This window comes from Sphingobacterium litopenaei (genome assembly GCF_014692495.1).
Lineage (GTDB): Bacteria > Bacteroidota > Bacteroidia > Sphingobacteriales > Sphingobacteriaceae > Sphingobacterium > Sphingobacterium litopenaei.
Genome location: NZ_JACOIJ010000007.1, coordinates 1 through 19,644 on the forward strand (window position 1 = coordinate 1; position 19,644 = coordinate 19,644).

Consider the following 19,644-nt stretch of genomic DNA (forward strand, 5'->3'; position numbering starts at 1 on the left):
ATAAGCCATTGACTCGAGAAGAGGAACTATTAATAGAGAACGAAAAATTGCGTTGTGAGGTAGCATTCTTAAAAATGCCTTAATTCAAGCACAAGAGGAAGCGGAATCAAAACAAAAATCCAAGCCAAAGAATTAAGGCACGAATTTGATTTAGCATTATTGCTAAGTTATGGCAAGGTGGCACGAAGTACCTATTATTATCATGAGAAAAGTGAGCGAAAGGACAAATACCAATCACTTAAAATACTGATAAAGAGTATTTATAACAAGCATAAAGGTAGATATGGTTATAGACGTATCACCGACGAATTACGCAAGAAAGGTGATGCTGTCAACCACAAAACAGTACTTAAAATCATGAAAATGCTAGGTCTTGGACAATGCAGTTATTGAAAACCTCTTTGGAACATTAAAATCAGAGCTATTTTACATCCAAAAATTCAACAGCATAGCACACTTAAAAAGAGAAATTAAGGAGTATATCAAATATTACAATAATGAGAGAATCAAATCCAATCTAAACAAAATGAGCCCGGTCGAATACCGAACTCATTATTATAAATCTTTAAACTAAATTTGTCTAAACTTTGGGGTGCAGTCTAATTCGAGCCTTTTTTCGTTAATATCTTGTTAATTATATTGTCTAATTGCTGAGGTTGCTTTTTATACTTTTCTAAATCGTATAATTCCACTTTACGAAAATCTATTGGATGACTTTCTGATTGTAAATATATATATCCACCAGTCAATGGTTGCCCATCTTTCTTAACGGCAGGATCGTACCCATCTACCATATCTCCACCAATTTGTGGTTTAGAATACTCGATTACAGTTTCACCCTCCAAGACGTGACGAATTACCGAATCACCCAATACTACGAATTCTGCTGTTACCCATTGATCACCATGATAGGTTTTAGATTTAGCATTAATACAATGCGGACTGAATAATTTATCATTCATTACGACATGTGTACCTGGTGTACAAAGATTGGAAGTCGTACGTACGGATTTAGGATCATTATCTCCCCCTAAAAATTGTGCTTCAATGGAAATAGGGAAGTTCTGGTCTATACCCATAGTTTTTGGGTCTTGTCCATGCAGCATAGCCCCGCTGTTGCGCCATGCCCAGCCTTCGCCGCCTTTAGGTTGTTCACCTACAAAACGATATTCCACGCGTAGTACATAATAAGAGTATGGTGTATTGTAAGCAATATGACCATAACGGAAATTAAAATTGTCGTATTGGTCGTACCTTACCTTCATCATACCATCTTCTACACGGAAAGTATTTCCAAAATTTTCACCTACCGCATAATTTCTGATTTTAGGTGTCCAGTTTTTAAGGTCTTTACCATTAAAAAGCTGGATAGCTTTTGGTTCATCCTCAGTAGACTTGACAGTGCTAATCTGTGTAGAGCAAGATAAAATTGATACAGTCGCTAATGCCGACCATACGAGTGTTTTAAACGTCATAATTTTAAAGGTTTAGATTAGAAGTATTATAATAAAGTGTGCTGATGCTTAACGTAATCGCTTGGGCGAACCCCGATTACTTTGTTAAATGTATTACTAAATGTTGGAAGACTGCTGTATCCTACTTTCAAAGCAACTTCGTTTACACTTAACTTTTCGTCTAATAAAAGCTTAAGCGCCGTTAACATACGCAAAATTGTGTAATATTGAATAAAAGACATGTTTAATTCTTTTTGAAATAATCGAGCAAGTGTTCGCTCACTTATATCAAAATTTTGTGCAAGTACTTTGAAGCTTACATTTTCCGAAATGTTGGATTCTAAATACTTAATAATGTCTTTTAGCTTTTGATTTTGGGGATAAGGTAGAGCCAGAGGTAATTCGGATTGCGAAAGTTCTGGCAAAATCAGCTTGAAAGCTTTAGCAATTGAGTATTTCGGCTCTTCCACAGGGAAAATATTACCATTCCAACGGTTGGTAAACATTATAAGTTCGATCAATAAATCATTTACCGGATAAATGTTTATTTTTTCAAAAAAGTCAGTATCTGTTTCATATTTAGGAAAATAAAGGTTTCGCATTACCACGTGCGAAGAACTCGGATGAATACTGTGTTTCATACCAGCTGGAATCCAAATGTAATGTCTCGCAGGAAGAAAGTAAGATTTTGTAGCCGTTTTCAAAAAGACAACACCTCCTTCTGTGTATAAAAATTGTCCTTTTTTGTGGACGTGCTCACCAATATAACTATCTCCCATTAATGCATGATGACAATATATACTGTCTTCGAATGCATCAACCTCGGTCATGTAATACTTATTTACATATTCCTTTTCCATATAACATAATTTGAAAACAAATTTCTCGTTTTTAAGTTAAATAACCAAAAAGTGAGTGTTTGGTCACTTGATGATTCTAGTTTTTATTGATTTGTGTTAAATAATAATCGGTCTTTTTAGAATGTAAATGCATGTTTATTAATACATTGAATATAACACTTAATAAATTTTAATATCAAAAATATAATTAAATTACTGATAGTCAGTTTATTAAATAGTTTTTCTACTATATAGATAATTAAGTGACTGAAAATAATAAAAATGACGTTCTATTAATCATTAATATTGTAATGTTATTTGATTATAAGAGAGATAACGCCTAGTAATATACATAGAAAATGAGTTTAAGTAGAATACGTTTAGAATCTTTGCATAGTAAAGTAATGACTGCAGGGGAAGCAGCTCAACTAATTAAAGACGGTATGGTTGTGGGTTCGAGCGGCTTTACGAAGGCGGGAGATAGTAAGGTCGTACTTCCGGCTTTAGCAGAACGTGCAAAGACAGAAAATGTAAAGATTACGTTGATGACAGGTGCTTCATTGGGTCATGATACAGATGGTAAATTGGCTGAAGCAGGTGCTTTGAAAAAACGTATGCCTTTCCAAGTAGATCGTACATTACGTAATAAAATCAATGCTGGTGAAGTATTGTTTATTGATCAACACTTAAGTGAAGCGGCAGAATTATTACATAATAAAAACCTTCCTCCAGTCGATATCGCTGTGTTGGAAGTAACCTATATTGATAGAGACGGAAGTTTTGTGCCTACAACTTCTGTAGGTAACTCGTTGACATTTGCGAATCTTGCGAAACAAGTAATTTTGGAAGTCAATACAGCTATTCCGGAGGAATTTTATGGGTTGCACGATATTTATCAAGCTGAAGATTATCCACATCGTAATGTAATTCCTATTGTAGCGCCTTGGAATAAAATTGGTCGTAAGACTATTCCTTTGGATCCAAATAAAGTTGTAGCTATCGTATTTACAGATAAAAAGGATAGTCCTGCAGATATCGCTGCTCCAGATGAAAAAACAACCAACATCGCGAAACATATCTTGAATTTCTTTGAAAACGAAGTAAAGTTAGGTCACTTGACGGAGCGTTTGCTTCCTTTGCAAGCAGGTATTGGTAAAGTAGCAAATGCCGTGTTGACAGGTTTCAAAGACAGTAATTTCTACGATTTGACTATGTTTTCCGAAGTGTTGCAAGACAGTACTTTTGATTTGATCGATTCCGGAAAATTGAGTTTCGCTTCTGCATCTTCAGTTACAGTTTCGCAAGATTGTTATGATCGTGTCTTCGGTAATTTGAGCAAATACAGAGATAAATTTGTATTGAGACCACAAAATATTTCCAATACACCAGGTTTAATCCGTCGTTTAGGAGTTATTGCCATCAATACAGCTATTGAATTTGACTTGTACGGAAATGTGAACTCTACACATATTTCGGGAACAAAAATTATGAACGGTATCGGTGGCTCGGGAGACTTTGCACGGAATGCATACTTAAGTATTTTCGTAACACAAGCCGCTTCCAAAGAAAATAAAATTTCACACGTATTACCAATGGTTTCGCACGTGGATCATACAGAGCATGATGTAGATATCTTGGTAACAGATATTGGTTTAGCAGATTTACGTGGTTTAGCACCTCGTGAACGCGCACAAAAAATCATTGATAACTGTGTGCATCCAGACTATCGTGAAGAATTACAGTCTTATTTTGATAGAGCATGTGAGCGCGGTGGACATACCCCTCATTTATTAGAAGAAGCATTTAGCTGGCATTTGCGCTTAGCAGAAACAGGCAGCATGAAAAAGAATTAATTTTAATACTTTCTTGGTTTTTATTCAACTAAAGTCGCAATTTATATTGCGACTTTTTTAGTGTATTTTCTTTTACGAATAGTTTGCTGTATAAATCCAATCAAAATTAAAACTATAATAGGAGAGGCTACATTGATTAGTTGCCATTTCAATTTGTCCTGCTTAACTTGAGTTTGATCCAATAGGCGAAGTTTTACTTCGCGATTACGCAAGGTTATTAGCTGCTCGTCATTCGTTAAATAATCTACTACATTCTGTAGTAAAGTTTTATTTGCAAATTGTTTTTCGGTATATCTGTCCCAGCCTAATGGATAAGGTGATTCATCTTTGGTATTCACTTGATTGATTAACCAATCACCATCTGCGATAACAAACATCTTGGCTGGTTTCGAAATATTAGTAAGATTAACGGGATCTTTAATTCCGGAAGGAGCTGGTCTATTTTCGAAAATATAGGGAAAATGGCCTGAAAGCAGTACTGCTACGGGTTTTTGCTCGCTTCGGAAACTAGTAGGATCGGGCTGTTCTTCTACCATTTGCAAGGATATGATAGAACCTGTTTGGTAAATTTTGGCAAAAGGTGAAGACTCTAGAATAATTTCCTTTTTGATTTTAGGATTCGCTATAGTATCGATTGTCCCAATAAATTCAGTGCGAATTCCGTCTAAATTTTTAATAATTGGATGAGGACGATTCGGCATCAAAATAGGGAAAAAGAACCATGGGGTCAATTCGATTTGTGCTTGTCCGTTGATATTTCCCACAGACATCGGGATTTGTGCACAATTCATATCAGCTAGGACATCATAGTTCAATCGGGCGCCATAAAGAAACAGTTGATCATCCAAATTTAATTCTCTACCGATTAGCACTTGTTTCCCCGGTTGCCTTAAATGATCCAATTCTGCATCCACCTGGTCGATTGCCCAAACAAGCGAACCCCCATTGCGCACGTAATAATCCAATTTGTATTTGTCGCTTTCTGAAAACTTAGTTTTAGGCTTTGCAATAATTATCGTTGAAAATTTTTGTAAATCTTCCAGTTGAATCGAATCCAGGTTTACACGTCCTACTCGATGGGTTTGCGCAAAAGTTTGCATTGCATCATACAATTCTAAGTCTGAAGGCTCATTGTGACCTTCAGTAAATCCAATAAAGGGTTTTATTGGATTAGAAAGCTTTTTGATAGCAGAGATAAATCCATATTCCAAGTTTTGAATGGAATTATTTAATATCTGTTCTGGATTTAGGCCAATTTTATTTTGTAATAGATTTACATTTACTTCTTGTTCACCTTTATTCACAATAGCGTAAGGGAAAATCAGATTTTGTGAATAACCGCTGCTATTTTTTACACTCAGATTTGTCGGTTGCAATCCTCTGCTAATGAGTGCTTCATAAATTTGTCGTTTCTCTTCTTCCGAACCTTCCTGTGGATTTATAATGTTTACTTTTATAGCTCCATTGGACAAGCGATTCATATCACGTGCCATATCAATGGCTGATTGTCGTAATCTTTTGAATCCACTAGGCAATTTTCCGTCTAGAAAAATCGTTATGTAAATATCATTATCAGCTTTTTGCAGAATGTCTTTAGAAGTTGAGCTCAGCGTATATCTTTTATCTTCTGTAAAATCAATTCTTCCGAAAAGATTGGAGACAAAAGATTGGTTTAAGAGAAATATTACTAACAATGTGAAGGCATAAACAGAAAATGTTTTCTTTCTTTTTCTAAATTTTCGACCTAGATGACCAACTGAAAGAATCAGAAAAAGAACAATAAAACTAATGAAGTAAATCAAATCCGAAGCCAGCATGACGCCACGACTCAACGCTTCATAGTGGTATTGAATACCAAATGCTGCTATCCAATTTTCATTGCCAACCGAAAACTTACTTATCGCATCAAAACCATAATAACTAAAAAAGCACAATATTACCGAAAGCAAAAGGGAAATAATAGGATTGTTAGACAATGCTGAACCAAAAATGGATAACGCTGTAAACGCAGCTGTCAACAGAAATAATCCAACATAAGAACCTGTTATCCCGCCAATATCTATATTTCCGATAGGAGAAGCTAATAAATAAAGTCCATTTGGATAGATTAACGTAGGCACTAATGCAAATAGAGACACGGTCAAACTTCCTAAATACTTACCTAATACAATTTGATGAAATGAGATAGGTCTGCTTAGTAATAAATCAAAAGTTCCATTCGCCTTTTCTCCAGCGATACTCTGCATAGTGACGGCCGGAATTAGCAACAAGAGCAAGTAAGGTGCAAGTTGAAAAAAAGAATCTAAATTAGCATAGCCATTGTCCAAAATGGAAGTCTCGGGGAATACCCAAACTAGTAGACCCGCTACTATAAGAAATAAGCCTATAGCTAAATAGCCAATAAAAGAATTAAAGTAGGATATAACTTCTTTTTTATAAATACTAAGCAATTTCTTCAGGTTTTAAGTCCGAAAATAGGAAATATTGCATCATAATGCAAAAGAAACTCAGAATGAGTTGAACAGGAAATTATTTGGTCAGTTTAACAAAAATTTCCTCCATCGAGAGATTAGGATAGCGTTCTTGTTTGTCTTTTAATAGAAATTGGTCTTTAATCTGTCCTTGATGAATGACGATAATTTCGTCGCAAATAGCTTCGACTTCCTGCATTAGATGCGTAGAAAGTAAAACCGTTTTGTCTTGGGCGAGTTCGCGTATAAGCTGGCGGATTTCTATAATTTGGTTGGGATCCAATCCTGTGGTTGGTTCATCGAGAATCAACACTTTTGGATCGTGAATGATGGCACATGCCAGGCCAACACGCTGTTTGTACCCTTTAGAAAGCTCCTTTATTTTTTTGTGTTGTTCTTGCTGCAATCCAGTCCGTTCAATAACTTTTGAAATACGTTTTTCGATATTCTTGACTTGATATAGCGATGCTTGGAAATGTAACATCTCCTGAACATACATTTCTAAATAAAGCGGATTGTTCTCAGGAAGATAACCAATTGTTCGTTTTGCCTCCAGAGAATTAAATTTTAAATCAATATCATTTATCCAACATTGACCATCTTCTATTGGAAGGATCCCAGTCAAAATCTTCATCGTGGTAGATTTACCTGCGCCATTTGGTCCTAGAAATCCAATGATACGGTTGCTTTGCGTTTGGAAGGAGATGTTATCCAACGCTTTTTGTTTTCCGTATTGTTTACTCAGATTTTGAACACGAATGGACATGACCTAACGATTGATAAAGGGTGATTTGATATTTCTTTTGTTAATGTAGAAATCTAAAGCTTTCTGTGCTTCACCAGGATTGTCCGTACTCAAAATATCCGCACCTTTTTCCACATATTCGGCATAAACTTGATAGCCTCTGCTTTTCGCTTGTTTGTCTAAGTTGCCGATTGTACCTAAAATCGTTTTGATACCATGTGAGTGAAGCAATTCCACCAACGGTTTTTTTGGCTGTGAAGTGCCTACAAATGCCACCAATCTGTTGTCCGGAATGCCTGCTTCTGCAAGTTTTACTAAATCTTTTTCCGATTTTACACTCGCAGAAATCATCAAATCAGGATTGATACGGTAGATAGCTCGAGCTTGATTTGCATTGTATGTAATGACAATTACAGAAGCTTGGGCATTAGTTTGTTGAATAATTTGGGAAAGCAAACCGTAAGGTACATCTTGTTTGACATCTAAAGTAAATAAAACATTCCCCTTACCCCAAGTCAAGGCTTCTTCCAATGTAGGAATTTGGAAATTCGTTAATTCCCCATTACTGTCCTTTAGACGTAATTCTTTTAATTCTGCCAAGGTATATTTCCCAATTCTACCAGTTCCATTGGATGTACGATCCAGTGTTTCATCATGCATCAATACCAAAGCAGAATCTTTTGATAAACGAACATCACATTCAATGATAAGCGGAAATTGTTTAGCCCAATATTGAAAAGACTCAATAGCATTCTCCGGATATCCATCGGTGTCTCCACCTCGGTGTGCACTAATTAATGGATAGCGGTCATCATTAAACGTTAGGAACTGATAAAGATCCTCGAGGCTATTAATATTAAAGTTATCCGATGAAAAGTCTGAGGTTTCAATCGAGTTACTACTATCATGTTTTTGCTTCGTCTCGGAAGGTGTGTTCCGAAAGCAGGACGATAGGAGTATAACACTCAGGAAAACAACAAATAGGGGACTTAATCTCTTCATTATTTAGCTTCGTAATTTTTGATCAGTTCGATGATTTGCTCTAATGGCGTATGTATTTGTTCGAATTTGATATGAGCTCGTTCATAGAAAGGCTCACGTTCTTTTAGTTTTGAATCAATAAATTCAAATAATTCCTCGCCAGTTAACCCTTTCAAAACTGGCCTTTTGTTTACATCCGATTGGCTTAATCGTGACCAGAGCGATTTACTCGTATGATACAGATAAAGAGATAAACCATTTTCATTAATCCAATCTATATTATCATAGTAGCATGGCGTACCTCCACCAGTAGAAATAATCGCTATTCTACCAGCTTGTTTTTTGAGATATTCATTTTCTAATTTTCTAAAACTTTCCTCGCCATAAGCTTTAAAATATTCAGGAATCGTCATCCCGATATTTGCTACGATTTCATGATCCAAATCCACAAATGGCATTTCCAAAGCGTTAGCGATTTTTTTGCCCCATGTTGTTTTACCGCTACCCATGAAGCCGACTAAGAAAATAGGTTTGTCCATTCGTTATTTTAGATATGTATTGATTAATTCTTCTTTCGAAGGAAAAGTATCTTTTGACCACTTTTCGATAACTATACCATTTTGCAATAGCATTACGCCCGGATTTGAACGCACCATACTTTTCAATGGTACAGCATCGGCATAGAAAGTTTCTAAAACCAAATCTAATTGATCATTCAAGTAATCGACGTCCGAACTCGCACTTGCTGTTAACAATACTGCACGGATATTATATTCTTCGCTCAATGATTTAATAGTTTGGTTGATTTTATCTAAAGCCAAAAAGTCTGTTGGCGAAAATTTAGTAACATCTACGCTTGTTACCACAAAATTATAATGCGGATTCTCCACAATTTCTTGTGTAAAATCTTGTCCTTCATTATCCGTAATCATCAAATCAGGAATAGCTACTTGATAACCTTTTCTGATAAGCTTTGTGAGAGGTTCACCGACAATTTCCCAATTTTCATCTTCCCAGATTTTTTGGCTCATATATTCCTTATCGGTTACTTTTTTGGTTTCCCCAGTTTGCTTATTTTTTAGGTTATAAATATGCTCAAATTCATCCTGTGGAGCTCCTTCTGGTACTTTCATTAAAGAAGGTAAATTATTACCAACTTTATAAGGCAAGAAATCTAAAATAGGTAAATATTTGTATGTATAAATTCCTGCGCCAAAAGCAAAAATGAACGTAAACAAAGTCAACACATTATTTGCGAAAGAGCTTTTGAATATCGGCGTAATCTTGTTCCTTTTGACAAAAATAATTCCGATGAACACCAATAAAATCAAATCTTTGATAAAAGATTGCCAAGGGGTCAACGGAATAGCATCACCAAAACAGCCACAAGATGTCACGACATTGAAGAATGCAGAGTAAAATGTCAGAAACGTAAAGAAAATGATGAGTAATAATAATCCCCAAGCAACGGATTTACGTGCAATGCCTAACAGTAAAAGAATTCCTAAGATAATCTCCAAAGCACAAATCACAATGGCTATCCATGCACTGTAATCGTTCAAAAAGGTAAGATTAAAGACATGAAAATATTCCTGCAATTTGTAACCAAAGCCCATTGGGTCATTGGCTTTGATCAAACCTGAGAATATAAATAATAAACCTACGAACACACGTGATATCCAAAGTAGAATATCTGGTTTGTTAGAGGTTTTTTGTAAAGGAGTATAATAGGAAGTATTCAACATAATATTATTTTTTATCCATAAAGCCCATTTTTATCAACGCAAAAACAGCATAATTCAACATATCTTGGTAATTAGCAGCAAGACCTTCTGACACTATTGTTTTTCCGTCGTTGTTTTCAATTTGTTTTACACGATGCAATTTCATCAAAATCATATCTGTCATTGATGAAATACGCATATCGCGCCATGCTTCACCATAATCATGGTTCTTAGCGAACATCAAATCACGAGTTTGGTTTACTTTTTCAGTGTATTTCTGTTCAACAAATGCTGCATCCAAATTTTCTTCCCCTTCTTCGCCCATCTCCAATTGCAGCAACGCAATTACACAATAATTCACGATAGCCACAAATTCGCCAGCGATATCTTCGCCCACTTTAGAAACTTGCTTAATTTCTAAAGTACGAATACGTTTGGCTTTGATATAAAGTTGGTCAGTAATTGAACTTAGACGCATAATGCGCCAAGAAGTACCGTAATCTTTAGTTTTATTGACAAATAGATTTTTACAAAAATCAATGACCGCATTATATTCTTCCGTAGTATTCATATTAAGTATAAAACAAATGTTGTGTTACAAATATAGTCAGAAAAGTATTTAGCGTATAGTCATATTCCTGTTTGATTTTAGGATTTTATGACAATTTCTAATATATTTTCGAGTAACTTCGAATATACTTTGAAACAACAAATGGGAATTAAGAAACCAGAAATTCGAGAAGTCGAAATCATTCGCTATATACAACCTTTTCGCGAGGGAGGATCTTTGCCTGGATTGGTGGATGCTGACGATGGATTTAGCTATGTCATTAAATTTCGTGGGGCAGGTCAAGGCAAGAAAGCATTGGTTGCGGAATTGATTGGAGGGGAGTTGGCTCGTCTATTGGGTTTGCGTATGCCAGAAATGGTATTTGCGAATTTGGATGAATCGTTTTGGCGTTTGGAAGCAGATGAAGAAATTCAGGATTTGCTTAAGTTTTCTATAGGCAAAAATCTAGGTGTTCATTTTCTGAATGGCGCGATTACATACGATGCCAACGTAGACCAATTCAATGAAGAGGAAGCTTCAAAAATTGTGTGGCTAGATGCTTTATTGATGAATGTGGATCGTACAGCACGCAATACCAATATGCTCGTTTGGCATAAGGAATTGTGGTTGATTGATCATGGTGCTTCTTTGTATTTTCATCATTCGTGGGACAATTGGGAAGATTATGTAGCAAAACCTTTTGTACAAATCAAAGATCATGTATTACTGAAACAAGCTTCCAAAGTGCAGGAAGTACATGATAAATACAGTTCTTATTTTACGGAAGAAAATATTCGCGGTGTATTGAAAGTTATTCCAGACGAATGGTTGATAGAAGAGGGGAGAGACTTAACTCCAGATGCAGTAAGGGAAGTTTACTTGCAATTTTTGTTGCGCAGATTAGCAAATTCATCCTTGTTTTTAAATCAGATAGAGAATGAGCGTAAGAACATTATATGAGTATGCAGTAGTGCGTGTAGTTCCTCGAGTAGAACGTGAGGAATTTGTGAATGTGGGCGTAGCTCTATATTGCAAGAAGTTTCGGTATGCTGAGTTTCTTTTTCATTTGGATGAACTAAAGTTAAAGGCTTTATATGCTAATGTGGATATCGAAGAAATAAGAAAACATTTGGAATCATTTCAAAAAATATGTGCTGGCGATAAATCTTATGGCAAAATAGCCAATCTCGAACAAGCAGAAAGATTTAGGTGGCTTACCGCGAATAGAAGTACGATTATCCAATCTTCAGCAGTGCATACGGGATTATGTATTTCGGCAGAGGAAACGCACGCAGAATTAATGAATAAATTAGTTCTATAATATCTATCTTAAAAGTAGATTTTTATAATTCAAAAGTGTAGATTTGCAGTCATGGAAGATTTTTATAACCATCTTTATAAAAAACAATTAGAGGCGCAAGATATGCCCAGCAATACGCGTATCTGGACGTGGGCAAGAGACTTATTTAGAGCACTTTTTCCCGAAAGAAATCCACAGCAGTTGTCTTCAGTAGAAGATGTCAAAGATATTTTCTATCGTTCGGAAGTCGAACTTCTCAGCATATTACGTAAGAGCAGAAAATGCAGCAATTGTCATCACGATATTGTCGTCCGCAAATTCTACGATTCTTTACCCGAATTATATGAAGTGATGCTGACCGATGCCCAAGCCATCTTGGATGGAGACCCTGCAGCGCAGGATTTGCGCGAAGTTATACGTACTTATCCAGGTTTTTTGGCTACATGTGTTTATCGAATGGCTAATAAATTGTGGTTATTAGAAGTGCCATTAATCCCACGAATTTTAACAGAATGGGCGCACGAACGTACAGGAATCGATATTCATCCGGGAGCTACTATTGGTAGATACTTGCATATAGACCACGGTACAGGATTAGTAATTGGAGAAACCTGTATCATAGGCGAGCATGTAAAATTGTACCAAGGTGTTACGTTGGGCGCACTGAGTGTAGAGAAAAATCTAGCAGGTAAGCAGCGTCATCCGATTATTGAGGATTATGTGGTTATCTACGCAGGAGCTACTATATTAGGGGGTGAAACCCGAATAGGACATCATTCTGTAATTGGCGGTAATGTGTGGTTGACTTCAAGCATTGATCCATACACTACAGTTTATCATCAATCGAATTCAAAATTTATAGATACTAAACCCGCTTTATAATGGGAAATATAATAGATGCTATAGGCAATACACCTTTGGTAGAGATCACGAGCTTTCACAACAATCCTAAGGTGAAAATTTACGCCAAATTAGAAGGTAATAATCCTGCTGGTTCGGTAAAAGATAGACCAGCTTTGAATATGATTCGTTCAGCTATTGAACGTGGTGATATTAAAAAAGGGGATAAGCTTATCGAAGCCACTAGTGGCAATACAGGTATTGCATTGGCTATGATTGCCAGCATCTACGAAATGGAGCTGGAATTGGTCATGCCATCTAGTTCTACACGCGAACGTACGTTGACTATGGAAGCTTTTGGCTCCAAAGTAACTTTGTTGGAAAACATGGAAGTGTGTCGCGATTATGCAGAAGAAAAAGCAGCGAAAGAAGGTGTTTTTATTCTGAATCAATTTGCTAATCCTGACAACTACGAGGCGCATGTAAAGACCACAGGTCCAGAAATCTGGCGTGATACAGCGGGTAAGATTACACATTTTGTGAGCGCAATGGGTACTACAGGTACGATTATGGGTAATTCTATTTTCTTGAAAGGACAAAATCCGAATATTCAAATTGTTGGTTGTCAACCTACGGAAGAATCATCTATTCCTGGTATCCGACGTTGGCCAAAAGAATATCTGCCTAAGATATTTGATGCTAGCAAGGTGGATCGTGTAATCGATGTAGATCAGCAAGATGCTATTGATAAAGCGCGATTATTGGCCAAGAAAGAAGGTGTATTTGCAGGAATGAGTACTGGAGGCGCTTTTCACGCTACTTTGCAAGTGGCTAACGAAATTGAAGAAGGCGTTATTGTCTTTATTGCTTGTGATCGAGGAGATCGATATTTAAGTTCGGATTTATTCGGATAACAACGAAAAAAGGAGGATTTTAAATCCTCCTTTTTATTTTACTTTTTTAAATCTCAAAATCGCAATATCATCCGTAATGAGTGTCAAATGATTCTCATCTACACTAAAGGATGAAATTCTTTCTAAATTCTTGAAATATGCACTTTCACCCTCTAAAGATGAACAAGCCATTTTAGTCGAAGCTATAGCACCAAATTTTAATCGATGTGCATCGACTTTATAAGTGCCAGAATAATTATTACAGCCACCATTACCCACTAAAGTCTCTTCTTTGATATTGAATTCTAAAGTAGGCTTTTTGGTTGAGAATAATTCATTTATCGATTTTTCAGTTAATCCGATATAATCTAATTCCCATTTACCTTTCAATTGTGCTGATTTATCTTCTTTTTTTAATTTGAATTGCGCTTTTAAGGCTTTCTTAGCATCTAAAAATGACAAAGTATCATTGCTTATTTTATAAGATGTTACCAAAGGTAAAATTTTAGAAAGGCCTTGCTCTACCTCCATATTATCACAAGCCATCATGGTAGATACTCCTCTAGAAAATTTGATTTTATTGGATGATTTGAGTTCAAAACCTCCCATCAAATTATTACATCCCGTAATAGCTGCATACTCGTTTTTAGCTAAATCAAAACTAAATACAGGTTCTTTTCCATTGACTTTTTTGTCTATAGCTTTATTTTCAATCGATAATATATGCCATTTTGCATTCAATTCGCTAGCATTCGATCCTAGAGAATTTTGTTTATTCTGAAATAAACTGCAACTGGATAGCATACTTACGACTGCTAAAGCGAGTAGATAATTTAATTTCATGTGATAAATGTATGTTTTTATTACAAGTATAACAATAATAAATATTAATATTCCAATAATTGATTGCATAAAAAAGCTCAACATACGTTGAGCTTTTTTATGATTTTTTAATCGTATTAGATTCCTAATTTTGATTTAATACCTTTTTGAATAGCATTTTTGTGTAAAAGGATAGAAATAGTTTTGTATTTCACATATTCTTTAGTGGCATACATATATCCTTTGTAATCATTGGATTCGCCCCAAGAATTTTTTACGATATAGTACTCTTTACCGTTTTGATCTTTTACCAAACCTACGATGTGCATACCATGGTCATCTGTAGTAGAATAATCGTCATAAGCCGCTTGACGGATTTCTTCTGTAATTTTTGCTTCTTGTTTTGGACCGTTAAATAAATCTGCAACTTCTGCTTGTGTCATTTTCTCCATTTCTTTTTCAGGAACGAAAGCAACACCATTTTTCCAGCTAAAGAATTTTTCCGAAACATCAGTTGCCCATGCAACAGTATATCCGTTTTGTAATGCATTATCTATAATGTCAGTTAAATCATTCATCTTTACATTATAGAATCTCTCATAGGACCAGTTATCAGGAATCAACAATACAAATGGTTTGTAATAGTCATGTGCTTTGAAAGAACTGATTCCGATATAATCATCTGGATTAATTCCTACTACTTGATCCGCCCAAGTACGTGGCGTATAAGTTTTTCCATTATATTGGAAAGTTTGAGGAGGAACGCCCAAATAAGCATCCATTACGCCAGTCACGGCTTTTTGCCAGTTTGGAGTTAATTTCTTGTTTTTCACAATGTTCTCATTCATGTTTTGCAAAATGTTGCTCATTTCAGAGAAATTGTTGCGTGTTTGGCCTTCACGAAGTCCTGTATATACTTCTTTTGGTACCGCACCATATTTACGATAAATAGTCAATACGTCGTGTAATTGACCACCTTCACCTTGAGCTTGGTCGCCATGAAGTTGAACGAAAGTTTTAGCTTTTTCTAAATACGTATAGTAAGCTGTAAAAATTTGAGAAATCTCAACAGGTTGTTTACCCATACGAATCATTTCTGATTCTAAAAATGAGTTTCCTGAGTAAGACCAACAAGTACCTGAAGAACCTTGATCTTTGATAGAAGTATTACCTAAATTGATTACTTCTGTGAATACAAAACCATCTTTGCTTTTGTCACTAACATTGTTTTTTAGTGCATTAATCAAGTTGTCTTGAGCAAATGATTGGGTGGATGAGGCTAATAAGAATGCCGCAATATAAAAGGATTTTCTCCAGTTCATTTGTGAAACAGTTTTAAATTTTACGATACTAATATACGTGTTTTGTTAACTAAATTTTGTAAAAATCCTATCGCAATTCTTCTTTAGGATCGTATAATGGAACGATAATATAAAACGTAGTACCATGATTCAGTTTAGTTTCATAATCAATTGTACCACCCATACCTGTAATGGTTTGTTTTACGAATGCTAATCCAAGACCAGTTCCTGAACTTTTGGTCGTGAAGTTAGGCTTGAATATCTTGGGCAATACTTCATTCGGAATCCCGAACCCATTATCTCTAATTTCTACCAAGACGTTATGTTCGTCGTGCGATTTAAGTGTAATTTTAATTTTAGGTCTGCGTCTCCCCAATGTAGCTTCTATCGCATTTTTTATAAGATTATTAAACATGCGAATAACCTGATCGCGGTCTCCAAAAATCTCAATTCGGTCACCGAGTCCTGACTCATTTATCAATTCAATTTGTACATCTGGAATGTTGTCGTACACATGAATAGACTTATTAATCTTTTCAATCAAATTGAGGACGACAAACTGAGATTCTGGCAATTTGGCAAAAGCCGAAAACTCCGAAGCAATGCGTGCCAAAGCTTCTATTTGTTCTATAAATGAATTGGAAATTTTTTCGAAACGTTCAGAAAATCTTGGATCATTATCTTTGAAAGATTTATTTAACTGTTGAATCCCCAGTTTCATTGGGGTCAATGGATTTTTAATCTCATGGGCAACCTGCTGTGCCATTTCACGCCATACAATTTCTCGCTCGGCATGTCTCAACTGGTTCGCATGTTCCTCCAATTTTACCAACATATAGTTGTATTCTTTTACTAAAAGCCCAATTTCATCATCTTTTTCCCAATACAATGATTCATTTGGCTTACCAGACATATTAGTTTGCGAAAGCTTCTTACGAATAATTTGCAACGGCTCCGTTATCTTGTTAGAAATATACAATGCCAGAAAAGCGAAAATGATCAGAATAATAGTGTAAATATTTAAAATCGTTTTCAAGAGTATATTCGTACTTTCGTTTTCTACCTCTTGGTAATTGAAATACGGAATGCCCAGATAAGCTATGGTCTTGTAATTTGAATCTTTAATGGTTGCGTAAGCAGTTTCGTATTCGAAGTCTATAATTTGCTCAAGCATTAAAGTTTCATTTTTCTTCAATACGTTCATTTCCAAGTAGGCGTTAGGATTGATGTATGAAGAAATCAGATTATGATTGTAAATGCTTGGTTGCGTGGTGAAAAATAATTTTCCATTCTTATCATAAAGATTAAAATCTGTTACCATCACATTAGTTAGTGTGGACATCGTTTTATATAAGGATGATAAGTGTGTATAAGAAGAATCTTTGGATGCAATGTCTTCCAGATTCTGTACAATCTCTGCGATATAATCGAATTTCTGATCTTTGCGACTTTGTTCTGTTTGAAGCTTGATACTATAAAAACTGATGATACCTGAAATAACAATAGCAATTAAAACGGAACTAATTACTAAAGTTTGAATGCGAGAACTATATCGAATCTGCGCTAGAGTATACCTAAATCTCAAATATAAATTGACAAAAGATACATCTTGACGAATATAAATAGGAATGATTTGAGCCGAAAATCGTACAATCGTGGTTACTAGATAAAGAAATAAAAACGTAATGGATATTACTGTAATAAATTGCCAATAAGATTGTATTGGCTTACTTACAATAAGGGTTGTTCTCGTGTCTGGACGAAAAATGATATGTTCAAAATTATTATCATCATCATTAATAAAGAACTCGTCTGTTCCTTTATCCTGATATAAGTCTTTATTCGGATAAGTGAATTTTCCATTTTGACTTATTAATATACCATCTTTATAGATAGCAAAATTATAATCTTTCGTTTTGGCATTTACATCATTATCAACTGGTCTATCCGTGAAAAAAGGTAGATAGGTAGTAATATTATTGATGTTCTTTTTTAGATTGATAATAATAGAATAACTATTACCTGCATCATCTTGTGTACTCATCAACGTGAAATAGTCGTAATAACCAATTTCGGTTTTAGATTTATAGAAAGATCGGGTATAATTTACTTTAGTAGCATTAGTAATTACTTTTTCTCGATAATCGGTTAGAGGGTTAGAGAAATAAGTATCTAAAGGTTTCCCATTGAAATAATAGTATCCTGAATAATTATAATTAGATAGATAGCCTGTTAAATAGTTTTTTTGAATATAATCGTCAATTAATTGAGAATTTGGGTTTGTAGAAGCTAATTCAATTAGTTTTTTTAATTGAGTATCGTTGTCCAGTTTATTTTCAATCCCCGAGAATAAGGAGATAGCTTCCACATCATCATCAGATTCCAAATTCAAGAGCATCAACTTCATATGCTCTCTATTATTTTGGTTGATTGCGTCCGCATATTTTATAGTCGTGATACATGCAATTGTCAATATTGTAATCACTTGCGTATATATGTTGTTGTGTCGCAACATAGATTTGTCAAATGATTGCATCATAATGAGAATCCCAATCAGCACATTAATCAACGAAAAGTCTTCATAAAAACCACCAATTATTAATGCCATAACTAAGGCAATCAATTGTATATTAAGATTAGTGGTAGTTTTGGGTGTAAGAATCTTACCAATATAAATGACAATGTCAGTAATTAATATTACCGAGAAGATTATAATCGTATAAATGAGAACATGATAGAAGGTAAAGTCATAGGTGAAAAATAACGTGATAAGATCTTCTGTCGAAAAAGAAGAATGTGTTATTAATGTAGCTAACTGACTAAAGAGTTGGTTGTATAAATAATAAATGGATAAAAGGACGAGTAGAAATACCCAATTCCGGATAGAACGTTTTACCAGAAATTTTGGCACTACGACATATTTCCTAATATAAATACAGAAACAGACAACCCATAAGATTACAATAGAGTTTACCAAAAAGGACCAAAGATTCGGCGCTATATCACTATATGCGTAGGTGCGAGGTGAGAATAATTTGTAATCCGATATTTGTGAAAGCCAATTCGTATTTAAATCTATGACACGTATAATCAAAAATGTAGTTGATAATAACACAATTGATAAAAACGGTCTTCCTCTTTTTGCCATACTAACACAAATACTACTGATTAATATGACACAACAAATGGTACCTAATACCCAACAAAGCAATTGAATATTTAAATAGATATTGTTGTACTTGTTACTTTTTAGCTTAACAGAAAAGAGGTAATTTTTATTGACAGAATAGATGTTACGGATTTCATCTGTATCACCAAATTTTGCTACTTGCAGTTGTGTGTTGGTTGTCGCTCCAATATATTTTACAGAACCTTGTGGCTTATAGTTTGCATTAAATTGTCGCTCAATGGGAATTAATGCTACTATATGAAGTTCCGAAGCCAATTTTTTCTTCTTTACTAAGAATGAAAAATTATCGGCATAGATATACGAAATTCCTTCATTCAATCCGGCATCAGTTTCTGGAACATAAATATTGGATGACCAGAAAATGGGTTTGCCATTTTTGTATATGTATAGATATATTTGATGCTGTTGATATTCTTTGGAGATTTCTCTTACTTGAAGTGGATAGCGTTCGCTATTGACAAAAGTTTTGTTCAAAATAGAATCGGAGAAAATCTTATCTATAATTTGCTCCTTATTTTGAATAGTATTTGTGAATTTCTTTGCTTCTAAATCTAATATATCATTGTCCGTAATGGCATTTTTTACGGTGACGGCTGTCGCAAAAAATAAAAGTGTAAGTACGAATAAAAGTATTCGGATTTTGTTTTTCATGTTTTACGACTCTATCAATTGTTTATAGGG

At 34.9% G+C, this 19,644-nt stretch carries 18 protein-coding genes; 7 read left to right on the plus strand and 11 right to left on the minus strand.

Going from position 1 to position 19,644, the window contains the following annotated elements; genetic code table 11:
• The first annotated feature begins 177 nt into the window (after positions 1-177).
• Positions 178-393, plus strand: a complete 216-nt coding sequence (locus H8B04_RS05330; RefSeq protein WP_190301692.1) for an IS3 family transposase — start codon at positions 178-180, stop codon at positions 391-393.
• Positions 374-574, plus strand: a complete 201-nt coding sequence (locus H8B04_RS17435) for an IS3 family transposase (RefSeq protein WP_190301693.1) — start codon at positions 374-376, stop codon at positions 572-574. Before H8B04_RS05330 ends, H8B04_RS17435 begins: the two co-directional genes overlap by 20 nt.
• A 25-nt stretch (positions 575-599) precedes the next feature.
• On the opposite strand, the gene H8B04_RS05340 is transcribed toward H8B04_RS17435, so the two are convergent.
• Both H8B04_RS05340 and H8B04_RS05345 read right to left on the minus strand, forming a co-directional pair.
• The gene (locus tag H8B04_RS05340) at positions 600-1,475 is read right to left on the minus strand and encodes a 3-keto-disaccharide hydrolase (protein WP_165290195.1); all 876 of its coding nucleotides are present in this window, start codon (positions 1,473-1,475) and stop codon (positions 600-602) included.
• Positions 1,476-1,501: 26 nt separating this feature from the next.
• Positions 1,502-2,314 (minus strand): helix-turn-helix transcriptional regulator, encoded by an 813-nt coding sequence (locus tag H8B04_RS05345; RefSeq protein WP_165290196.1) that lies wholly within the window; start codon positions 2,312-2,314, stop codon positions 1,502-1,504.
• Positions 2,315-2,652: 338 nt separating this feature from the next.
• Between H8B04_RS05345 and H8B04_RS05350 the strand changes: the two genes are divergently transcribed.
• Entirely contained in the window at positions 2,653-4,146 is a 1,494-nt protein-coding gene (locus tag H8B04_RS05350) for an acetyl-CoA hydrolase/transferase family protein (protein ID WP_165290197.1), read from the plus strand.
• Positions 4,147-4,187: 41 nt separating this feature from the next.
• Here H8B04_RS05350 and gldG read toward each other — a convergent pair whose 3' ends face one another.
• The 6 genes from gldG to H8B04_RS05380 all read right to left on the minus strand — a co-directional run bounded on the left by gldG (position 4,188) and on the right by H8B04_RS05380 (position 10,638).
• Positions 4,188-6,596, minus strand: a complete 2,409-nt coding sequence (gldG, locus tag H8B04_RS05355) for a gliding motility-associated ABC transporter substrate-binding protein GldG (RefSeq protein WP_190301694.1) — start codon at positions 6,594-6,596, stop codon at positions 4,188-4,190.
• A 79-nt stretch (positions 6,597-6,675) separates the two neighbouring features.
• Positions 6,676-7,383 carry an ATP-binding cassette domain-containing protein gene (locus H8B04_RS05360; RefSeq protein ID WP_190301695.1) on the minus strand — a complete coding sequence of 236 codons (708 nt, stop codon included), beginning with the start codon at positions 7,381-7,383 and terminating at the stop codon, positions 6,676-6,678.
• Between the two features lie 3 nt (positions 7,384-7,386).
• Positions 7,387-8,364: a glycerophosphodiester phosphodiesterase family protein gene (locus H8B04_RS05365; protein ID WP_165290200.1), complete on the minus strand. Its 978-nt coding sequence runs from the start codon at positions 8,362-8,364 to the stop codon at positions 7,387-7,389.
• Positions 8,364-8,882, minus strand: a complete 519-nt coding sequence (locus H8B04_RS05370; protein ID WP_190301696.1) for a shikimate kinase — start codon at positions 8,880-8,882, stop codon at positions 8,364-8,366. Before H8B04_RS05370 ends, H8B04_RS05365 begins: the two co-directional genes overlap by 1 nt.
• A 3-nt stretch (positions 8,883-8,885) precedes the next feature.
• A complete protein-coding gene (locus tag H8B04_RS05375) occupies positions 8,886-10,088 on the minus strand; it encodes a BT_3928 family protein (protein WP_190301697.1) in 1,203 nt (400 codons plus the stop codon).
• 4 nt (positions 10,089-10,092) lie between these two features.
• Positions 10,093-10,638 (minus strand): DUF1599 domain-containing protein, encoded by a 546-nt coding sequence (locus H8B04_RS05380; protein WP_190301698.1) that lies wholly within the window; start codon positions 10,636-10,638, stop codon positions 10,093-10,095.
• A 141-nt stretch (positions 10,639-10,779) separates the two neighbouring features.
• On the opposite strand from H8B04_RS05380, the gene H8B04_RS05385 reads away from it, so the two are divergent.
• Genes H8B04_RS05385 through cysM form a run of 4 tightly spaced genes read left to right on the plus strand, consistent with a single transcriptional unit; the run spans position 10,780 to position 13,671 of the window.
• Complete coding sequence (locus H8B04_RS05385; protein WP_165290204.1) at positions 10,780-11,577, plus strand: HipA family kinase; 798 nt, start codon at positions 10,780-10,782, stop codon at positions 11,575-11,577.
• Complete coding sequence (locus H8B04_RS05390) at positions 11,555-11,938, plus strand: DUF3037 domain-containing protein (RefSeq protein ID WP_190301699.1); 384 nt, start codon at positions 11,555-11,557, stop codon at positions 11,936-11,938. Before H8B04_RS05385 ends, H8B04_RS05390 begins: the two co-directional genes overlap by 23 nt.
• Before the next feature lie 51 nt (positions 11,939-11,989).
• Positions 11,990-12,799: a serine O-acetyltransferase gene (locus H8B04_RS05395; protein ID WP_165290206.1), complete on the plus strand. Its 810-nt coding sequence runs from the start codon at positions 11,990-11,992 to the stop codon at positions 12,797-12,799.
• On the plus strand, positions 12,799-13,671 hold the full coding sequence (cysM, locus tag H8B04_RS05400) for a cysteine synthase CysM (RefSeq protein ID WP_190301700.1): 873 nt from the start codon (positions 12,799-12,801) through the stop codon (positions 13,669-13,671). Before H8B04_RS05395 ends, cysM begins: the two co-directional genes overlap by 1 nt.
• 33 nt (positions 13,672-13,704) lie before the next feature.
• On the opposite strand, the gene H8B04_RS05405 is transcribed toward cysM, so the two are convergent.
• From H8B04_RS05405 to H8B04_RS05415, 3 genes are all read right to left on the minus strand, one after another.
• Positions 13,705-14,493 carry an META domain-containing protein gene (locus tag H8B04_RS05405; RefSeq protein WP_165290208.1) on the minus strand — a complete coding sequence of 263 codons (789 nt, stop codon included), beginning with the start codon at positions 14,491-14,493 and terminating at the stop codon, positions 13,705-13,707.
• Between the two features lie 116 nt (positions 14,494-14,609).
• Positions 14,610-15,794: a C1 family peptidase gene (locus H8B04_RS05410; protein ID WP_165290209.1), complete on the minus strand. Its 1,185-nt coding sequence runs from the start codon at positions 15,792-15,794 to the stop codon at positions 14,610-14,612.
• Between the two features lie 67 nt (positions 15,795-15,861).
• Positions 15,862-19,614, minus strand: coding sequence for a sensor histidine kinase (locus H8B04_RS05415; protein ID WP_190301701.1), 3,753 nt, complete (start codon positions 19,612-19,614; stop codon positions 15,862-15,864).
• Positions 19,615-19,644 lie beyond the last annotated feature (30 nt).